The organism is Zhihengliuella sp. ISTPL4 (assembly GCF_002848265.1).
Classification (GTDB): domain Bacteria; phylum Actinomycetota; class Actinomycetes; order Actinomycetales; family Microbacteriaceae; genus Microbacterium.
This window is the reverse complement of sequence record NZ_CP025422.1, coordinates 450,165-467,184: the sequence shown is the minus strand read 5'-3', so window position 1 is coordinate 467,184 and position 17,020 is coordinate 450,165. Positions and strand designations below refer to the sequence as shown.

At 68.5% G+C, this 17,020-nt stretch carries 16 protein-coding genes and 2 tRNA genes; 2 read left to right on the top strand and 16 right to left on the bottom strand.

Annotated elements, in window-relative coordinates; all coding sequences use genetic code 11:
- Positions 1 to 85 precede the first annotated feature (85 nt).
- The 5 genes from CYL12_RS02265 to CYL12_RS02245 form a co-directional block, all read right to left on the bottom strand.
- Positions 86 to 727, bottom strand: a complete 642-nt coding sequence (locus CYL12_RS02265; protein WP_025105017.1) for an ATP-dependent Clp protease proteolytic subunit — start codon at positions 725 to 727, stop codon at positions 86 to 88.
- 17 nt (positions 728 to 744) lie between these two features.
- The gene (locus CYL12_RS02260) at positions 745 to 1,332 is read right to left on the bottom strand and encodes an ATP-dependent Clp protease proteolytic subunit (protein ID WP_025105018.1); all 588 of its coding nucleotides are present in this window, start codon (positions 1,330 to 1,332) and stop codon (positions 745 to 747) included.
- A gap of 81 nt (positions 1,333 to 1,413) precedes the next feature.
- Positions 1,414 to 1,908, bottom strand: coding sequence for a tetratricopeptide repeat protein (locus CYL12_RS02255; protein ID WP_101845153.1), 495 nt, complete (start codon positions 1,906 to 1,908; stop codon positions 1,414 to 1,416).
- A 72-nt stretch (positions 1,909 to 1,980) separates the two neighbouring features.
- Entirely contained in the window at positions 1,981 to 3,459 is a 1,479-nt protein-coding gene (gene tig, locus CYL12_RS02250) for a trigger factor (RefSeq protein ID WP_101845151.1), read from the bottom strand.
- A gap of 59 nt (positions 3,460 to 3,518) precedes the next feature.
- Positions 3,519 to 3,592: transfer RNA gene (locus CYL12_RS02245), tRNA-Pro, on the bottom strand.
- A gap of 94 nt (positions 3,593 to 3,686) precedes the next feature.
- On the opposite strand from CYL12_RS02245, the gene CYL12_RS02240 reads away from it, so the two are divergent.
- Positions 3,687 to 3,757, top strand: a tRNA-Gly gene (locus CYL12_RS02240).
- 25 nt (positions 3,758 to 3,782) lie between these two features.
- Here the strand turns inward: CYL12_RS02240 and CYL12_RS02235 are convergent.
- On the bottom strand, positions 3,783 to 4,259 hold the full coding sequence (locus CYL12_RS02235; RefSeq protein ID WP_101845148.1) for a GNAT family N-acetyltransferase: 477 nt from the start codon (positions 4,257 to 4,259) through the stop codon (positions 3,783 to 3,785).
- Positions 4,260 to 4,369: 110 nt separating this feature from the next.
- Between CYL12_RS02235 and CYL12_RS02230 the strand changes: the two genes are divergently transcribed.
- Positions 4,370 to 5,614 (top strand): hypothetical protein, encoded by a 1,245-nt coding sequence (locus CYL12_RS02230; protein ID WP_158297069.1) that lies wholly within the window; start codon positions 4,370 to 4,372, stop codon positions 5,612 to 5,614.
- Positions 5,615 to 5,670: 56 nt separating this feature from the next.
- Here the strand turns inward: CYL12_RS02230 and CYL12_RS02225 are convergent, their stop codons facing one another.
- From CYL12_RS02225 to uvrA, 10 genes are all read right to left on the bottom strand, one after another.
- A complete protein-coding gene (locus tag CYL12_RS02225; protein ID WP_025105022.1) occupies positions 5,671 to 6,024 on the bottom strand; it encodes an RNA polymerase-binding protein RbpA in 354 nt (117 codons plus the stop codon).
- A complete protein-coding gene (gene secG, locus CYL12_RS02220; RefSeq protein WP_101845144.1) occupies positions 6,024 to 6,272 on the bottom strand; it encodes a preprotein translocase subunit SecG in 249 nt (82 codons plus the stop codon). Before secG ends, CYL12_RS02225 begins: the two co-directional genes overlap by 1 nt.
- A gap of 80 nt (positions 6,273 to 6,352) precedes the next feature.
- Positions 6,353 to 7,144, bottom strand: coding sequence for a triose-phosphate isomerase (tpiA, locus tag CYL12_RS02215; protein ID WP_101845142.1), 792 nt, complete (start codon positions 7,142 to 7,144; stop codon positions 6,353 to 6,355).
- Positions 7,135 to 8,349: a phosphoglycerate kinase gene (locus CYL12_RS02210; protein WP_101845140.1), complete on the bottom strand. Its 1,215-nt coding sequence runs from the start codon at positions 8,347 to 8,349 to the stop codon at positions 7,135 to 7,137. Before CYL12_RS02210 ends, tpiA begins: the two co-directional genes overlap by 10 nt.
- 10 nt (positions 8,350 to 8,359) lie before the next feature.
- Positions 8,360 to 9,370 carry a type I glyceraldehyde-3-phosphate dehydrogenase gene (gene gap, locus CYL12_RS02205; protein ID WP_101845138.1) on the bottom strand — a complete coding sequence of 337 codons (1,011 nt, stop codon included), beginning with the start codon at positions 9,368 to 9,370 and terminating at the stop codon, positions 8,360 to 8,362.
- Between the two features lie 115 nt (positions 9,371 to 9,485).
- Positions 9,486 to 10,112 (bottom strand): superoxide dismutase, encoded by a 627-nt coding sequence (locus tag CYL12_RS02200; protein WP_025105027.1) that lies wholly within the window; start codon positions 10,110 to 10,112, stop codon positions 9,486 to 9,488.
- A gap of 165 nt (positions 10,113 to 10,277) precedes the next feature.
- Positions 10,278 to 11,255, bottom strand: a complete 978-nt coding sequence (whiA, locus tag CYL12_RS02195) for a DNA-binding protein WhiA (RefSeq protein WP_101845135.1) — start codon at positions 11,253 to 11,255, stop codon at positions 10,278 to 10,280.
- A gap of 63 nt (positions 11,256 to 11,318) precedes the next feature.
- Positions 11,319 to 12,191, bottom strand: a complete 873-nt coding sequence (rapZ, locus tag CYL12_RS02190; protein ID WP_101845133.1) for an RNase adapter RapZ — start codon at positions 12,189 to 12,191, stop codon at positions 11,319 to 11,321.
- Between the two features lie 35 nt (positions 12,192 to 12,226).
- On the bottom strand, positions 12,227 to 14,131 hold the full coding sequence (gene uvrC / locus CYL12_RS02185; RefSeq protein ID WP_101845130.1) for an excinuclease ABC subunit UvrC: 1,905 nt from the start codon (positions 14,129 to 14,131) through the stop codon (positions 12,227 to 12,229).
- The gene (gene uvrA / locus CYL12_RS02180; RefSeq protein ID WP_101845128.1) at positions 14,131 to 17,019 is read right to left on the bottom strand and encodes an excinuclease ABC subunit UvrA; all 2,889 of its coding nucleotides are present in this window, start codon (positions 17,017 to 17,019) and stop codon (positions 14,131 to 14,133) included. The genes uvrC and uvrA overlap by 1 nt, the downstream gene beginning before the upstream one ends.
- Position 17,020: the final 1 nt, after the last annotated feature.

The window sequence follows — 17,020 nt, the reverse complement described above, 5'->3', positions numbered from 1 at the left end:
GTCCCGCCATCCTCCCGCGCGCATCCGCCGGAGACGCGAGAAGGACGCCCGTCGATCGACGGGCGTCCTTCTCTGCGGATGCGGACTACGCGCGCTTGCGCGAGGTGAGCACCTGGTCGACGATGCCGTACTCCAGCGCCTCGTTGGCCGAGAGGATCTTGTCGCGATCGATGTCGCGGTTGACCTGCTCGACCGGCTTGCCGGTGTGACGGGCCATGGTCTCCTCGAGCCAGGTGCGCATGCGGAGGATCTCCGCCGCCTGGATCTCGATGTCGGAGGCCTGACCGTGTCCGGCCTCCCCCATTGCGGGCTGGTGCATCAGCACGCGGGCGTTCGGCAGCGCGAGACGCTTGCCGGGGGCGCCCGCCGCGAGCAGCACGGAGGCGGCCGAGGCCGCCTGGCCGAGCACGACGGTCTGGATCTGCGGCGCGACGTACTGCATCGTGTCGTAGATCGCCGTCATCGCGGTGAAGGAGCCACCGGGCGAGTTGATGTACATCGTGATGTCGCGCTCGGAGTCCTGGCTCTCCAGGACGAGGAGCTGCGCCATGACGTCGTCGGCCGACGCGTCGTCGACCTGCACGCCGAGGAAGATCACGCGGTCTTCGAACAGCTTGTTGTACGGGTCCTGGCGCTTGAAGCCGTAGGCGGTGCGCTCCTCGAACTGCGGCAGCACATACCGGCTGGAGGGCAGGTTTCCGGCGGACTGGAACGTGGGTGTGTACATGGTGTCCTCTCGAATCCTTACTCGACGCCGGTGCCGCCGCCGCCGGTGACGTCGCTGGCGTGCTCGCGGATGTGGTCGACGAAGCCGTACTCGAGGGCCTCCTCCGCCGTGAACCAGCGGTCGCGGTCGCCGTCGGCGTTGATCTGCTCGACGGGCTTGCCGGTCTGCGACGCGGTGATCTCGGCGAGGCGCTTCTTCATCGACAGGATGAGCTGCGCCTGGGTCTGGATGTCGCTCGCGGTGCCGCCGAAGCCGCCGTGCGGCTGGTGCAGCAGCACGCGGGCGTTCGGCGTGATGTAGCGCTTGCCCTTGGTGCCGCTGGTGAGCAGCAGCTGGCCCATGGAAGCGGCCATGCCGATGCCGACCGTGACGATGTCGTTCGGCACGAACTGCATCGTGTCGTAGATCGCCATGCCCGCGGTGATCGAGCCGCCCGGCGAGTTGATGTAGAGGTAGATGTCCTTCTCGGAGTCTTCGGCGGCGAGAAGGAGGATCTTCGCGCAGATCTCGTTGGCGTTGTCGTCTCGCACCTCCGAGCCGAGCCAGATGATGCGGTCCTTCAGCAACCTGTCGAAGACGCTTGTCGCGACGAGGGGTTCAGCCATGTCAGCTCCTGCTTCCGTGTTTCAGTGATTCGAATCTACCGGCGCGCGCACAGCCCCTAGGTCGTGTTCGCCGTCGGCATATCAGGTGTCGCTGCCGGCGATCTCGTGCGCGTACGCCGTCATGGATCGGTGGTAGCGCGGGAGGTGCGGGACGAGCGCGAGGATGGCCACCGACAGCCCCTGCGCCGGCCGTCCAGCGCTGGCGAGGATGAGAGCATGCACCACCGCCACGGCGTCGCGATAGGGTCCGTCCGCCGCGATCTCCTCCTCGGCGCGGATGACGCGCAGCGCCTCGTCGTAGTCGCCGAGGTTGCGCAGCGAGCTCGCGAGCTGGATCACGCACTGCGGGCGATGCTCCTCGTCGAGGCCGAGGGCCAGGGCGCGGCGGTACAGCGCCACGGCCTCCGCCGGTCGCCCCGCGGAGTCGCGGGCACCGGCGCGCTCGAACTCGGCCCTGGCGTCGTCCGAAGCCCGCTCGGCGGCGAGGGCGTCGATGCGCGCGATCGTCTCGTCGCCGACCTCTTCTCCTGAGGCCTCCGCCCACACCTGCTCGATGCGGTCGTCCCAACTCGTCATCCCGTCGTCCTTCCCTCGATGAGAAAGAGGGCGGATGCCGCAGCACCCGCCCTCTTCACTCGACCGTACCGATCACTCGGCGGTGTCGGCGTCCTTCTTGGCCGGAGCCTTCTTCGCCGCCGGCTTCTTGGCGGCGGGCTTCTTCTCCGCAGCGGGCTTCTCGTCCGCGTCGGCGTCCTTCTTGGCGGCCGCCTTCTTGGCCGGAGCCTTCTTCTTCGCGGCCGGCTTCTCCTCGGCCTCGGCGGGCTTCTCGTCCTCGGCCTCGGCCTCGTCGTCGGTCACGACGAAGTCGGAGAGGTCGACGGCCTTGCCGTTGGTGTCCACGACCTTGACCTTGCCCAGCGCGATCGCGAGCGCCTTGTTCCGGGCGACCTCGCCGACCAGCGCGGGGAGCTGGTTCGAGGACTGCAGCGCCTCGACGAACTCCTGCGGCGCCATGCCGTACTGCGCGGCGGACTGGATGAGGTACTGCGAGAGCTCCTCCTGCGAGACCTGCACGTCGGCCTGCTCGGCGATCGTGTCGAGCAGCACCTGCGTGCGGAACTGCTTCTCGCTGGCCTCGGTCACCTCGGCGCGGTGCACGTCGTCCTCGAGACGACCCTCGCCCTCGAGGTGGTTGTGCACCTCGTCCTCGATGAGCTGCGGCGGGACCGGGATCTCGATCTGCGCGAGCAGCGTCTCGACGAGCTTGTCGCGGGCGGCGGAGCCCTGCGTGAAGACGCCCTGCTGCTCGACGCGCTCGCGCAGGCTGTCGCGCAGCTCGGCGATGGTGTCGAACTCGCTGGCGATCTGCGCGAACTCGTCGTCGGCCTCGGGAAGCTCGCGCTCCTTGACGGCCTTGACGGTGACGGAGACCTCCGCCTCCTTGCCGGCGTGGTCACCGCCGACGAGGGCGGAGCGGAACGTGGTGTCCTCACCCGCGGTGAGCGACTCGATCGCGTCGTCGATGCCCTCGAGGAGCTCACCGGAGCCGATCTCGTAGGAGACGCCCTCGGCGCGGTCGATCTCGGCGCCGTCGATGGTGGCGACGAGGTCCAGCTCGACGAAGTCGCCCTTGGCCGCGGGGCGGTCGACGGGGATGAGCGTGCCGAAGCGGGCCCGCATGTTCTCCAGCTCGGCGTCGAGGGCGGCCTCGTCGGCCTCCACGGCGTCGACCTCGAGGGTGATGCCCGCGTAGTCGGGGAGCTCGATCTCCGGGCGCACGTCGACCTCGACGTCGACGAGCAGGTCGCCCGAGAAGTCCTTCTCGTTCGGCCACTGCGTGATCTCGGCCGACGGGCGGCCGACGATGCGGAGCTTGTGCTCGGTGGTCGCCTCGCGGAAGAACTTGTCCAGGCCTTCGTTGACGGCGTGCTCGATGACGGCGCCACGGCCGATGCGCTGGTCGATGATCGGAGCGGGCACCTTGCCCTTGCGGAAGCCGGGGATCTGGACGTCCTGCGCGATGTGCTCGTACGCGTGCGCGATGCTCGGCTTGAGGTCGTCCGGGGTGACCGTGATGGTGAGCTTGACCCGGGTCGGGGTCAGCTTCTCGACGGTGCTGTTCGCCATGCTGGTGTGTCTCCTTGTGGTTTCCGCGCGGGACGCGGCTGAAAGGTCGTGGGGTCGAGTCGGGGCGACAGGAGTTGAACCTGCGACCTCCCGCTCCCAAAGCGGGCGCTCTACCAAGCTGAGCTACGCCCCGGGGAATCCGCACGCAGATTCAGCCCCATCGAGTCTAACGGACCGGAGCACGCCCGACCGTCCGCTATGATCGATGGAGTCCGGACTCCGGTTCCGGGGGTGTAGCTCAATGGTAGAGTCTCAGTCTTCCAAACTGATTGCGCGGGTTCGATTCCCGTCACCCCCTCCCCTTCTTCGCAGCCTTCCCTCGCTCAGAGCTGCTTCCGCATCTGCTGCGTGACGACCTCGTACCCCGCCGTCTCGTACATCCCGATCGCCGTCCGGTTCCCGCCGAAGACGTTGAGTTCGAGTGCCGTCGCACCCGCAGCGCGTGCCGCGTGCTCCGCCGCCGCGAGCAGTCCCCGCCCCAGTCCCTCACCGCGGCGAGCGGCCCCCACCTCGATGTCGTAGAGGAACGCCACTCCAGGAGCGCCGCGCGGATGATCGAGCCCCACCCAGGCGCGGCCGATGGCTCGCCCGTCCGCGTCGAGTCCGCGGAGCACGAGCATGCGCGGTGTGTCCGGCCCTTGCGGCAGCATGCGCGCGTTGTCGGCACGCGCCCGCTCCACCGCCCCGTCCGCGGGCCAGCGCCCTGCGGCAACCTGCTCATGGGCGTACGCACGCGCGATCTCGTCCATCCATTCGTCGAACTCGTCCGCGGTCATGGTCCGCACCGTCACACCTGCCATGCGCTCATCCTGGCAGTCCCCCGCCCCGCGACGATGACGCGCTGCGTCCAATACGCTGACAGCAGATGCACGCAGTCCCCGACCGGAAGGCCCGAGCGAATGGATATGTCGTGACGGATGCGCTCCCCTCCGGCCCTGTCACGCCGGAGAGCCCGCCGCACGGCGGCCACGGCCTTCCGGCCGTGCTGTCACAGCCCGTCGAGGCGCGAACCTCCGCCGATACGACGCCCCGGAGACGCCGTCCCCCTCGTGGAAGGGTCATCGCCGGACTCCTGGGCGGGTTCGTCGTGGTCGGCGGACTGGCCACCGCACAGGTGTCGGCGAACCTCGGCTATGACGACGCCCGGCGCGAGTTCGAGACCGCCTCGCGCAGCTTCCATGCGCAGAGCACGGAGGTCGACCACCGCTACGGGGAACTCGTCGAATCGACCGACGCCGGACACGTGATCCTCGACACCGGAGACACCAGCCTCCCCGTGCCGGATGACGCCTGGGACTCGTTGATGTCCGCGGTCGCCGACGGTGAGGCGATCGGCGCCGAGGTCGAGAAGGTCGCCGCGGCGACGCCTCCGCCGAAAGGAGAGAAGCCGTCGTGGTTCTGGGAGCTCTACGGAGCCACGTCCGCCCTCTACGCGGACCGGGAACGAGTGGAGAACCTCGTCCACGACCTGAGGACGGCCTCCACCGACGCCGCTGCCGGCCGGAACGCCGTCTCCGAGAGCGGGGTCGCGGTCATCACAGCGGCCGGAAGCGCGGCGACCGCCTTCGAGGCCGAGCACCTCTCCGCCCGCAACGCTGCCGTGATCGCCCTGCGCGACGCCGCCGCGGACGCCACCGCCGCGACCACGGTCGATGACACGACCGCCACCGTCTACGCCACCCTGCAGAACGCGGCCGCGCAGGTGATAGCGACCGAGAACGCGGAGCTGGCGGAGAAGGCCGGTCCGCTGCAGAACGCCCGGCTCGAGGTGGAGGCGTTCGCGCGGTCTCTCGCGCCCGGCGTCCTGCTGGAGTTCGACTGGGCCCCGGTCGTCAACGGCGCCGGGTACAACGGCAGCATGGGCGGGTACACCACCTGGTGGTGGGACGATCCGGGGCGCGCGGTCATCCAGCTGTCGGACTCGGTCGCGGAGCAGTGGCCCGCCGAACGCAGCCGCGCGCTGGTCGCCCATGAGGTGGGCCATGCCATCAGCGTCAAGTGCGAGGGCATGTACGACTCGTCCACGCAGGACAGCATCGAGAAGTGGGCGACGGCCTGGGCCATCAGCATGGGCTTCACCGACGACGCGAACGGGGTCTGGGCCTACGGGTATCCCCCGCAGAACTACATCGACGCGGCGGCCGGCTGCCGCTGAGACGGAAGAAGCCGCCGTGATCACCACGGCGGCTTCTCCTCGCGTTCAGTCGGAGATCACTGACCCCGACGCTCGCGCAGCTGGGTGAGGGCGTCCTCCAGGAGCTGGACGGCCTCTTCGTCCGTCCGGCGCTCCTTCACGTACGCGAGGTGCGTCTTGTACGGCTCGGCCTTCGCGACGGCCGGAGGGTTCTCCTTGTCGCGCCCGGCCGGCAGACCCGACTGCGGGTGGTCGATGATCTCGGGGATCTCCTCCTCGGGGAGGCCGGCGGCGAAGTAGCGGACCGTCTCGTTGCCGAGGCCGTCCCAATACGACACCGCGATGCGGTCGGCGTGGTAGCCGTGGTCCTGCTCCCCCATGGGGCCGGAACCGACACGGGTACCGCGAATGGCGTTTCCACCGGTAGCCATCAGATCACCTCGAACTTCGTGATGAGGCCGAGCGCCACGATGGCGACGAACCACGTGAGCGCCAGGACGACGGTGAAGCGGTTCAGGTTCCGCTCCGCGAGACCGGAGGAGCCGACCGCAGTGGTCATGCCACCGCCGAACATGTCGGACAGGCCGCCACCGCGGCCCTTGTGCAAGAGGATGAGAAGAGTCAGCAGGACGCTGGTGATGCCCAGCACGACCTGCAGGACGAACTCGAGAATTGCCACGGAAAGAGCCTTTCGCTGGGGCCGGAGCGCCCCCGTAACGGTCAAGTATACGGTGCAGCGGGGCCGGAGCCCCGCTGCACTCACACGCCGACGTGCTTCTCGAAGCGGATGATCGCCGCGAACTCGTCGACGACGAGGCTCGCGCCGCCGACCAGAGCACCGTCCACGTCGGGCTCGCGCATGAAGCTGGCGATGTTCGCCGCCTTGACCGAGCCGCCATAGAGGATGCGGGTGCGGGCGGCCGCCTCGTCGCCGAGGACCCTCGCGATCACGCCGCGGAGCGCCGCGCAGACGTCCTGCGCCTGCTGCGGGGTGGCCGCCTGACCCGACCCGATGGCCCAGACCGGCTCGTACGCCACGACGATGTCCGCGGAGGGCGAGACGCCCTGGAGCGCGGCCTCGAGCTGTCCGGCCGGAACGGCACTGGCGCCGAACTTCTCCAGGTCCTCCGCCGTCTCGCCGACGCAGATCACCGGGGAGAGGCCGTGCTTGAGCGCGGCCTTCACCTTCCCGGCCACGATCTCGTCGGACTCGGCGTGGTACTCGCGACGCTCGGAGTGCCCGATGATGACGTACTTCGCGTCGAGCTTCGCCAGGAACGCCCCGGAGATCTCGCCGGTGTACGCCCCCGAGTCGTGCGCCGAGACGTCCTGCGCGCCGAACGCGAACGGGATCTTGTCCGCGTCGATCAGCGTCTGCACGCTGCGGATGTCGGTGAACGGCGGGAAGACCGCCACCTCGACCGATCCGTCCTCGTGCTTGGCGTCCTTCAGCGTCCAGTGCAGCTTCTGCACGAACGCCACCGCCTGCAGGTGATCCAGGTTCATCTTCCAGTTGCCCGCGATCAGCGGGGTACGGGAGCTCACGCCCATCCGAGGACCTCCAGCCCAGGTAGTTTCTTGCCCTCGAGGAATTCGAGGCTCGCGCCGCCGCCGGTCGAGATGTGACCGAACTGGTCGTCGGTGAATCCGAGCTGGCGGACGGCTGCGGCGGAGTCGCCGCCGCCGACCACACTGAGGCCGTCGACCTCGGTCAGCGCCTGTGCGACCGCCTTGGTGCCCGCGGCGAAGGCAGGGAACTCGAACACGCCCATCGGGCCGTTCCAGAACACGGTCTTCGATCCGCGGATGACCTCGGCGAAGCGCGCTGCGGTCTCCGGCCCGATGTCCAGGCCGATGCCCGACGAGCCGAATGCCGTCTCCTCGATCGCGTCCGCGGCGGCCACCTCGTGGTCCGCGTCGGCACCGAAGGAGGCGGCGACGACCACGTCGGTCGGGAGCACGAGCTCCACGCCGCGCTCGGCCGCCTCGGCAATGTAGCCGCGCACGGTCTCGAGCTGGTCCTCCTCAAGGAGGCTCGACGCGACGGCATGCCCCTGCGCCTTCAGGAAGGTGAAGAGCATGCCGCCGCCGACGAGGATGCGGTCGACCCGCGGCAGCAGGTGCGAGATGACTCCGAGCTTGTCGCTCACCTTGGACCCGCCGAGCACCACCGCGTACGGCCGCTCCGGGTTCTCCGTCAGGCGGTCGAGCACATCGAGCTCGGTCGCGATCAGGAGGCCCGCCGCCGACGGCAGCAGCTTCGCGAGGTCGTAGACGCTCGCCTGCTTGCGGTGCACGACGCCGAAGCCGTCGGATACGAGCACGTCGCCCAGCTCCGCGAGCTGCGCCGCGAAGGCACCCCGCTCGGCGTCATCCTTCGAGGTCTCCCCCGGGTTGAACCGGAGGTTCTCGATCACGACGACCTGACCGTTCTCGAGGGAAGCCACGGCATCCTTCGCGGCCTCGCCGACCGTGTCGCCCGCGAAGGCGACCGGCGCGCCGAGCAGCTCGGACAGCCGCTGCGCGACCGGCTCCAGGCTGTACTGCGGGTCCGGCGCGCCGTCGGGGCGTCCGAGGTGCGAGCAGACGACGACGCGGGCGCCCGCGTCGATGAGGGCCTTCAGGGTCGGCAGCGAGGCGCGGACACGGCCATCGTCCGTGATGACCCCGTCCCGCAGGGGGACGTTCAGATCACAACGGACGATGACGCGCTTGCCCTCGAGCGAACCCAGTGAGTCCAGGGTACGCAGAGTCATGTGTCGGAGCTCAGATGCGCTCGGCGACGTACTCGGTCAGGTCGACGAGACGGTTGGAGTAGCCCCACTCATTGTCGTACCAGCTCGAGACCTTGATCAGGTTGCCGCTGACGTTGGTGAGCGTCGAGTCGAAGATCGACGAGTGCGGGTTGTGCACGATGTCGCTCGACACGATCGGGTCCTCGTTGTACCGCAGGTACCCGGCGAGACGCCCCTCGGCCGCGGCCTTCTTGTAGGCCTCGTTGACCTCGTCCACCGTCAGGTTCTCACGGTCCGTGATGAGCGTCAGGTCGACGATCGAGCCCGTGGGAACCGGCACGCGGTACGACGAGCCGCTGAGCTTGCCGTTCAGCTCCGGCAGCACGAGGCCGATGGCCTTCGCGGCACCGGTCGAGGCCGGCGTGATGTTGATCGCGGCAGCACGGGCACGACGCAGATCCTTGTGCGGGCCGTCCTGCAGGTTCTGGTCAGCGGTGTACGCGTGGGCCGTCATCATGAAGCCGCGGTCGATGCCGAAGGCGTCGTTGAACACCTTGGCCAGCGGCGCGAGGCAGTTCGTGGTGCAGGAGGCGTTGGAGATGATGTGGTCCGTCTCCGGGTTGTACGTCTCCTCGTTCACGCCCATGACGATCGTGCGGTCGTCACCCGTGGCCGGAGCCGAGATGAGGACCTTCTTCGCGCCGGCGTCGATGTGCTTGCGCGCAGCGTCGGCGTTGGTGAAGAAGCCGGTCGACTCGATGACGATGTCCACGCCCAGCTCGCCCCACGGGAGGTTCGCGGGGTCGCGCTCTGCAAAGGCCTTGATCTCCTTGCCGTCGACGGTGATGCTGTCGTCGTCGTACGTGATCTCGGCGTCGAGGACGCCGCTGACCGAGTCGTACTTCAGCAGGTGTGCCAGGGTCTTGTTGTCGGTGAGGTCGTTGACCGCGACGATCTCAAGGTCTGCTCCCTGCGCGAGAGCTGCGCGGAAGTAGTTGCGTCCGATGCGGCCGAAGCCGTTGATACCGATCTTGACAGACACTCAGGTCTCCCTGTTTCTCATGCGCCGAGCGCCGCCGTCGAGCGTGCGCCATGCGCGGGTTTTTTGGCTGAGATGGCGCCCCGACGAGCCGTGGGCCCGCCGGGACGCGACCCGATTACGACAGTACCAGCAGGCCGTTCGTCTGCTGACGGGCGACCTCGAGGCGCTGGGCGACGTTCTCCCAGTTGGCGATGTTCCATGCGGCCTTGACGTAGTCGGCCTTCACGTTGAGGTAGTCGAGGTAGAAGGCGTGCTCCCACATGTCCAGCTGGAACAGCGGGATGGTGCCCTGGGCGGTGTTCGACTGCTGGTCGAAGAGCTGCTGGATGATGAGGCGCGAGCCGATCGAGTCCCAGCTCAGCACGGCCCAGCCCGAGCCCTGGATGCCGGTGGCGGCGGCGGTGAAGTGCGCCTGGAACTTCTCGAAGGAGCCGAAGTACTCGTCGATGGCTGCCTTGAGCTCGCCCTCGGGCTGACCGCCGCCGTTCGGCGACAGGTTGGTCCAGAAGATCGAGTGGTTGACGTGGCCGCCGAGGTTGAATGCGAGGTCCTTCTCGAGCTTGTTCACGTTCGCGAGGTTGCCGCTCTCGCGGGCCTCGGCGAGCTGCTCCAGAGCGGTGTTGGCGCCCGCGACGTAGGTCGCGTGGTGCTTGTCGTGGTGCAGCTCCATGATCTTGCCGCTGATGTGCGGCTCGAGAGCGGCGAAGTCGTAAGGGAGGTCGGGGAGCGTGTAGGTGGCCATATCGCTTTCATCCAATCCGCGCCGCGCCGCGGCGCTTGCCGATGCTCCGCGTCGCCGGTGTGCGACGGAGAGCGGACGACTTTCATCCTACTGACGACAACGCCCCCCGTGCCGGGTTCCTTCCCGGGGTTGACACGCCACGCCGCGGAGTGGACGGGGCGGTGATCAGACGTCGAGTCCGGCCGGAACAGCGGCCTCGGTGCCGGGGATGCCCTCCTGCTGCGCGCGCTTGTCGGCCATCGCCAGCAGACGACGGATACGGCCCGCCACGGCGTCCTTCGTGAGCGGCGGGTCCGCGTGGTGCCCGAGCTCATCGAGGCTGGCGTCGCGGTGCGCGAGGCGGAGCTCGCCGGCGACGCGGAGGTGGTCGGGAACCTCGTCGGCCAGGATCTCGAGGGCACGCTCGACGCGGGCGCAGGCAGCGACGGCGGCCTGCGCGGAACGGCGGAGGTTCGCGTCGTCGAAGTTGACGAGGCGGTTCACCCCGGCACGCACCTCGCGGCGCTGCCGCAGCTCCTCCCACGCGAGAGCGGTGCGCTGGGCACCCATCTCGCTGAGGATCGTGCGGATGGCCTCCCCCTCGCGCACGACGACGCGAGGAAGGCCACGGACCTCGCGCGCCTTCGCGGCAACGCCGAGGCGGTGCGCGGCACCGACGAGAGCCATGGCCGCTTCCGACGACGGGCAGGCGACCTCGAGCATCGCGGACCGGCCCGGCTCGCTGAGCGTGCCGGCAGCGAGGAAGGCGCCGCGCCAGAGGCCGGCGATCTCCGCACGGGAACCCGTGGTGAGACGGTTGGGAAGACCTCGGACGGGACGGCGGCGCTGGTCGAGCAGACCCGTCTGACGCGCCAGGGTCTCCCCCTGCGCGATGACGCGGACGGCCCACCGCGCGCCGTCGTTGGCGGTGCTCGACTGGACCTGGGCGATCTCCGGCCGGACGCCGTAGATCTCAGCGAGATCGCGCGCCACACGGCGGGCGAGGGTCTCGGCATCCACCTCCGCCTCCACCGCCACGCGGCCGGCGATGGAGTGCAGACCACCGGCGAACCGGAGGATGGCCGTCACCTCAGCGACGCGCACCGTGGGGGGTGCATTGCGGATGCTGACGAGCTCAGCCTTGACGTCGGTGGTTAGTGCCACGAGACTCCTTCACGTTCACGCGCCGGGTCGCGACGCAAACCTCCAGCTTACTCGCTCGGGGGCCTATTCCCTGCCGAGGTCTCGGTGGCGGACGTTCACGGCGACACCGGGGATTCCGGCCAGGCGGCGGGCCAGCTCCTCCGACATCGCCACCGAGCGGTGCTTGCCACCGGTGCACCCGATCGCGATCGTGGAGTGGCTCTTGTTCTCGCGCTGGTACCCCTCGAGGACCGGGACGAGAGCTTTCGCGTAGGCGTCGAGGAACTCCTCCGCTCCGTCCCGCGAGAGCACATACTCCCGCACCGTCTCATCCTGTCCGGTGAGTCCGCGCAGATCCTCATTCCAGTACGGATTCGGGAGGAAACGCATGTCTGCCACGACATCCACGTCGGTGGGGAGCCCGTACTTGAACCCGAAGCTGAGGAGCGTGACCCGGTGTCGCGCCTCGCCCTCCTCGGAGAAGATGTCGAACACCTTCGTCGCGAGTTGGTGGATGTTCAACGCTGAGGTGTCGATCACGAGGTCCGCGGCTTCGCGGATCGGCGCGAGGCGGGTCCGTTCGGTCCGGATCCCGTCGAGCAGCGTTCCGTCGCCCTGCAAGGGGTGCGGACGCCGCACCGCCTCGAAGCGACGGACGAGCACATCGTCGGACGCGTCCAGGAAGAGCACGCGGATCGACCCCCGGGTACGCAACACCCGCGCGACGCCGGGGAAGTCGTCGAAGAGGTTGCGGCCTCGCACGTCCACGACCGCTGCGACCTTCGGAAGGGCGTCGCCGCCCATGCCGGTGAGGTCGAGGAGCGGACGGAGGATCTGCGGCGGCAGGTTGTCGACGACGTACCAGTCGAGATCCTCCAACGCGTTCGCGACCGTGGTCCGACCCGCGCCGGACATCCCGGTGACGATGAGGAATTCGCCCTGTTCCCCGTCAGACATTGCTCACTGCTCCTTCTCCCCCTCGGCCTCCCAGCCTAGCGAGTGGACAGGTGCGTATGGATGTTCTGCGCCAGCACCGGTCCGATCCCCTGGACCTCCTGGATCTGCTGGGGTTCGGCGGCTCGCAACGCGGTGACCGATCCGAAGTGCTTGAGCAGCACCTTGATCCGCGAGGCGCCCAGTCCCGGGACCTCGGCGAGCACCGTGGTGATGTCCTTCTTGCGCTTCTTGCGCTGATGCGTGATGGCGAAGCGGTGGGCTTCGTCGCGAAGGCGCTGGAGCAGGTACAGGGACTCGCTGGTACGCGGCAGGATCACCGGGAAGTCATCGTCGGGCAGCCAGATCTCCTCCAGCCGCTTGGCGATGCCGCACACGGCGATCTCGGTGTGCCCGGCGTCGCGCAGCGCACGGGCGGCTGCCTCCACCTGCGGCTTTCCGCCGTCCACGAGCAGCAGCTGCGGCGGATAGGCGAAGCGCGGCTTGCGGCGCACTCCGGCCTCACCGACGTCCTCCGCCACGATGTCGTCGGTGGTCGGGTCGATGGTCTCCTGCTCCTCCGGCCGATCGAGGTAGGCCAGCCGGCGTCGCAGCACCTGATACATCGAGTCGGTGTCGTCGGTGGTCTCCGCGATGTTGAAGGTCCGATACTGGTCCTTCCGCGGCAGCCCGTCCTCGAAGACGACCATGGAGGCCACGACGTTGGTCCCGCCGAGGTGAGAGATGTCGAAGCACTCGATCCGGAGCGGCGCCTCCTCCATGCCCAGAGCTTCCTGGAGGTCGGTGAGCGCCTGGGTGCGGGCGACGTAGTCGCTCGTGCGCCGGGTCTTGTGCCGGATCAGCGCCTGCTGCGCGTTGAGGGTGGCGGTGCGCATGAGGTCGGCGCGCTGGCCCCGATGCGCCACCGCGATCTCGACCTTCCGTCCACGGCGTTCGCGCAGCCACACCTCGAGTTCGGAGGCATCGTCGGGAAGCACCGGGACGAGGATGCGCCTCGGCACATCCTGCGCCTCGCCGTACGCCTGCTGGAGGACCTGCTCCACGAGGTCGCCACCCGTGATGTCGATCTCCTTCTCGATCGTCAGGGCCCGGACGCCCCGCACCCGGCCACCGCGGATGACGAAATGCTGCACCGCGGCGGCGAGCTCGTCCTCGGCGATGCCGAACAGATCGGCGTCCTCGTCGGCGGGCAGCACGAGGGCGCTCTTGCCGAGGACAGCCTCGATCGCCGTGAGCTTGTCGCGGTACTTCGCCGCCGCTTCGTAGTCCATGGCCGCCGAAGCCGCGAGCATGCGCTGGGTGAGCTCGCGGGTGAAACGCTCGTCACCGCCTGCCATGAACGCGACGAAGTCATCGACCATGGCGCGATGCTCCTCGATCGAGACGGTCATCGAGCACGGCCCGCCACACTTGCCGATCTGGCCGGGGAAGCACGGCCGTCCGGTCTGCATCGCGCGCTTGTAGCTCGCGTCGCTGCAGGTGCGGATCGGGAACGCCTTGATCATCAGGTCGATGGTCTCGTGCACGGCCCAGACCTTCGGATACGGGCCGAAGTAGCGCGCACCGGGGATCTTCCGGTTGCGAGTGACGAGCACACGCGGCGCCTCGTCCCCCAGCGTCACCGCCATGAACGGATACGACTTGTCGTCCCGGTACTTGACGTTGAACGGCGGATCGAACTCCTTGATCCACATGTACTCGAGCTGCAGCGAGTCCACATCCGTCGGGACCACCGTCCACTCCACCGAGGCCGCCGTCGTCACCATCCGCCGGGTGCGCTCGTGCAGCGTCCGCAGCGGAGCGAAGTAGTTCGACAGCCGCTGACGGAGGTTCTTCGCCTTGCCGACGTACAGCACGCGGCCGTTGGCGTCACGGAACCGGTACACCCCCGGGTCGGTCGGGATCTCGCCGGCCCGGGGTTTGTACGGTAGGACGTCGGCCATCAACTGGCCTTCCGCGCGGCGCGCCCCTCACCCAGGATCTCGGCGAGGAACTGGCCGGTGTGGCTCTCCTCGACCCGCGCGATCTGCTCCGGCGTGCCGGTGGCGAGAATCGTGCCGCCGCCGGAGCCGCCCTCGGGACCGAGGTCGATCACCCAGTCGGCCGACTTGATCACGTCGAGGTTGTGCTCGATGACGATGACCGTGTTGCCCTTGTCCACCAGGCCGTTCAGCACCTCGAGGAGCTTACGGACGTCTTCGAAGTGCAGACCCGTCGTCGGCTCGTCGAGCACGTAGATGCTGCGGCCGTTGCTGCGGCGCTGGAGCTCGGTCGCGAGCTTCACGCGCTGCGCCTCGCCGCCGGAGAGCGTGGTCGCCGACTGACCGAGGCGGACGTATCCCAGCCCCACGTCGACCAGCGTCTTCATGTAGCGGTGGATGGCCTGGATCGGCTCGAAGAACTCGGCCGCTTCCTCGATGGGCATCTCCAGAACCTCGGCGATGTTCTTGCCCTTGTAATGCACGGCCAGGGTGTCGCGGTTGTACCGCTTGCCGTGGCACACCTCGCAGTCGACGTAGACGTCCGGGAGGAAGTTCATCTCGATCTTGATCGTGCCGTCGCCCGAGCAGGCCTCGCAGCGCCCGCCCTTGACGTTGAAGCTGAACCGGCCCGGCTGATAGCCGCGGACCTTCGCCTCGGGCGTCTCGCTGAAGAGCGTGCGGATGCGGTCGAAGACGCCGGTGTACGTCGCCGGGTTCGACCGCGGCGTGCGGCCGATCGGCGCCTGGTCGACGTGCACGACCTTGTCGAGGTTGTCGAGCCCGGTCACGCGCGTGTGCTTGCCCGGGACGGTCCGCGCCCCGTTGAGTCGCGAGGCGAGCACCTGATACAGGATGTCGTTCACGAGGGACGACTTCCCGGACCCGCTGACGCCGGTGACGGCGGTGAGCACGCCGAGCGGGAAGTCGGCCGTGACGTTGCGGAGGTTGTTCGCGCGCGCGCCGACGACGCTCAGCATGCGCTTCTTGTCGATCTTCCGCCGCTTGTCCGGCATCGGGATCTCCCGGCGACCGGAGAGGTAGTCGCCGGTCATGGAGTCGGTGTCGGCGAGCAGCGCGGAATACGGACCCGAGTGGACCACCGCACCGCCGTTGACGCCGGCGCCGGGGCCGATGTCGACCACCCAGTCGGCCGCCTCGATGGTCTCCTCGTCGTGCTCGACGACGATCAGAGTGTTCCCGAGGTCGCGCAGGGTGAGCAGCGTCTCGATGAGTCGACGGTTGTCGCGCTGATGGAGGCCGATCGAGGGCTCGTCGAGGACGTAGAGCACTCCGGTCAGGCCCGAGCCGATCTGGGTCGCGAGACGGATGCGCTGCGCCTCACCACCGGACAGCGACCCCGCCGAACGGCTGAGGTTGAGGTACGACAGACCGACCTGGAGAAGGAAGTCGAGACGCAGGCGGATCTCGCGAAGCACCTGCGCGGCGATCTTGGCCTCGCGCTCGGTGAGCTGCAGCTTCTCCATGAACGCGCGGGCATCGGCGAGGCTGAGGTGCGAGACCTCGGCGATGGAGTGGCCGTGCACCTGCACGGCCAGCACCTCGGGCTTCAGGCGGTCGCCGTTGCAGACGGGGCAGGGGACCTCGCGGAGGTACTCGCCCCAGCGGCTGCGCTGGGTGTCCGACTCGGCCTGCAGGTACTGGCGCTCGATGTACGGCACCACGCCCTCGAAGCCCGACGCGTACCGCATCTCACGGCCGTAGCGGTTCTTCCACTTGACGGTGACCTTGTAGTTCTCTCCGCGGAGGACCGCCTCCTTGACGTCGGAGTGGAGTTCTCGCCACGGGGTGTCGAGGGAGAAGTCCAGGTCTCGGGAGAGTCCTTCGAGCAGCCGCTCGTAGTACTGGAAGAGCCCCTTGCCCTGCGTGGTCCAGGGGATGATGACCCCTTCGCGGATCGAGAGGTCTTCGTCGCCGAGCATCAGGTCCACGTCCACGGACATCCGCGTGCCGAGGCCCGAACAGGCCGGGCAGGCGCCGAACGGCGCGTTGAAGGAGAACGTGCGCGGCTCGATCTCGGTGAGGGTGAGCGCGTGGCCGTTGGGGCACGCGAGCTTCTCCGAGAACGTCTGCCAGGCGTCGTCGCCCTCGCCGTCCACGTAGTTGATCTGCACGACGCCGCCGGCGAGCCCGAGCGCGGTCTCCACCGAGTCGGTGACGCGTCCGAGGATGTCGGGCGAGGCGACGAGGCGGTCGACGACCACCGCGATGTCGTGCTTGTAGCTCTTCTTGAGCGTCGGCGGCTCGGCCAGCTGGATGAGATCGCCGTCGACGATGGCGCGCGAGTAGCCCTTCGCACCCAGCTCGCGGAACAGATCGACGAACTCGCCCTTCTTCTGCGAGACGATCGGCGCGACCACCTGGTAGCGGGTGCGCTCCGGGAGCTCCATCAGCTGATCGGCGATCTGCTGCACGGTCTGACGCTGGATCTTCTCCCCGCACACGGGACAGTGCGGGACGCCGATGCGCGCCCAGAGCAGACGCATGTAGTCGTAGATCTCGGTGATCGTGCCGACCGTCGACCGCGGGTTGCGGTTCGTCGACTTCTGATCGATCGACACCGCCGGGCTCAGCCCCTCGATGAAGTCGACGTCCGGCCGGTCGACCTGACCGAGGAACTGCCGCGCGTAGGCGCTCAGCGACTCGACGTACCGGCGCTGCCCCTCGGCGAAGATCGTGTCGAAGGCGAGGCTCGACTTCCCCGATCCGGAGAGGCCGGTGAAGACCACCAGCGAGTCGCGGGGGATGTCGATGTCGACGTTCTTGAGATTGTGCACGCGGGCGCCGCGGACACTGAGTTTTCCTGGGGAAGCAACGGGGACGATGGGCACC

Excerpts from the sequence above, each read along its gene's own strand:
- CYL12_RS02265 (WP_025105017.1), bottom strand. The coding sequence starts at position 727 with ATGTACACACCCACGTTCCAGTCCGCCGGAAACCTGCCCTCCAGCCGG.
- CYL12_RS02260 (WP_025105018.1), bottom strand. The coding sequence starts at position 1,332 with ATGGCTGAACCCCTCGTCGCGACAAGCGTCTTCGACAGGTTGCTGAAG.
- CYL12_RS02255 (WP_101845153.1), bottom strand. The coding sequence starts at position 1,908 with ATGACGAGTTGGGACGACCGCATCGAGCAGGTGTGGGCGGAGGCCTCA.
- tig (WP_101845151.1), bottom strand. The coding sequence starts at position 3,459 with ATGGCGAACAGCACCGTCGAGAAGCTGACCCCGACCCGGGTCAAGCTC.
- CYL12_RS02235 (WP_101845148.1), bottom strand. The coding sequence starts at position 4,259 with ATGGCAGGTGTGACGGTGCGGACCATGACCGCGGACGAGTTCGACGAA.
- CYL12_RS02225 (WP_025105022.1), bottom strand. The coding sequence starts at position 6,024 with ATGGCTACCGGTGGAAACGCCATTCGCGGTACCCGTGTCGGTTCCGGC.
- tpiA (WP_101845142.1), bottom strand. The coding sequence starts at position 7,144 with ATGGGCGTGAGCTCCCGTACCCCGCTGATCGCGGGCAACTGGAAGATG.
- CYL12_RS02210 (WP_101845140.1), bottom strand. The coding sequence starts at position 8,349 with ATGACTCTGCGTACCCTGGACTCACTGGGTTCGCTCGAGGGCAAGCGC.
- CYL12_RS02200 (WP_025105027.1), bottom strand. The coding sequence starts at position 10,112 with ATGGCCACCTACACGCTCCCCGACCTCCCTTACGACTTCGCCGCTCTC.
- rapZ (WP_101845133.1), bottom strand. The coding sequence starts at position 12,191 with ATGTCTGACGGGGAACAGGGCGAATTCCTCATCGTCACCGGGATGTCC.
- uvrC (WP_101845130.1), bottom strand. The coding sequence starts at position 14,131 with ATGGCCGACGTCCTACCGTACAAACCCCGGGCCGGCGAGATCCCGACC.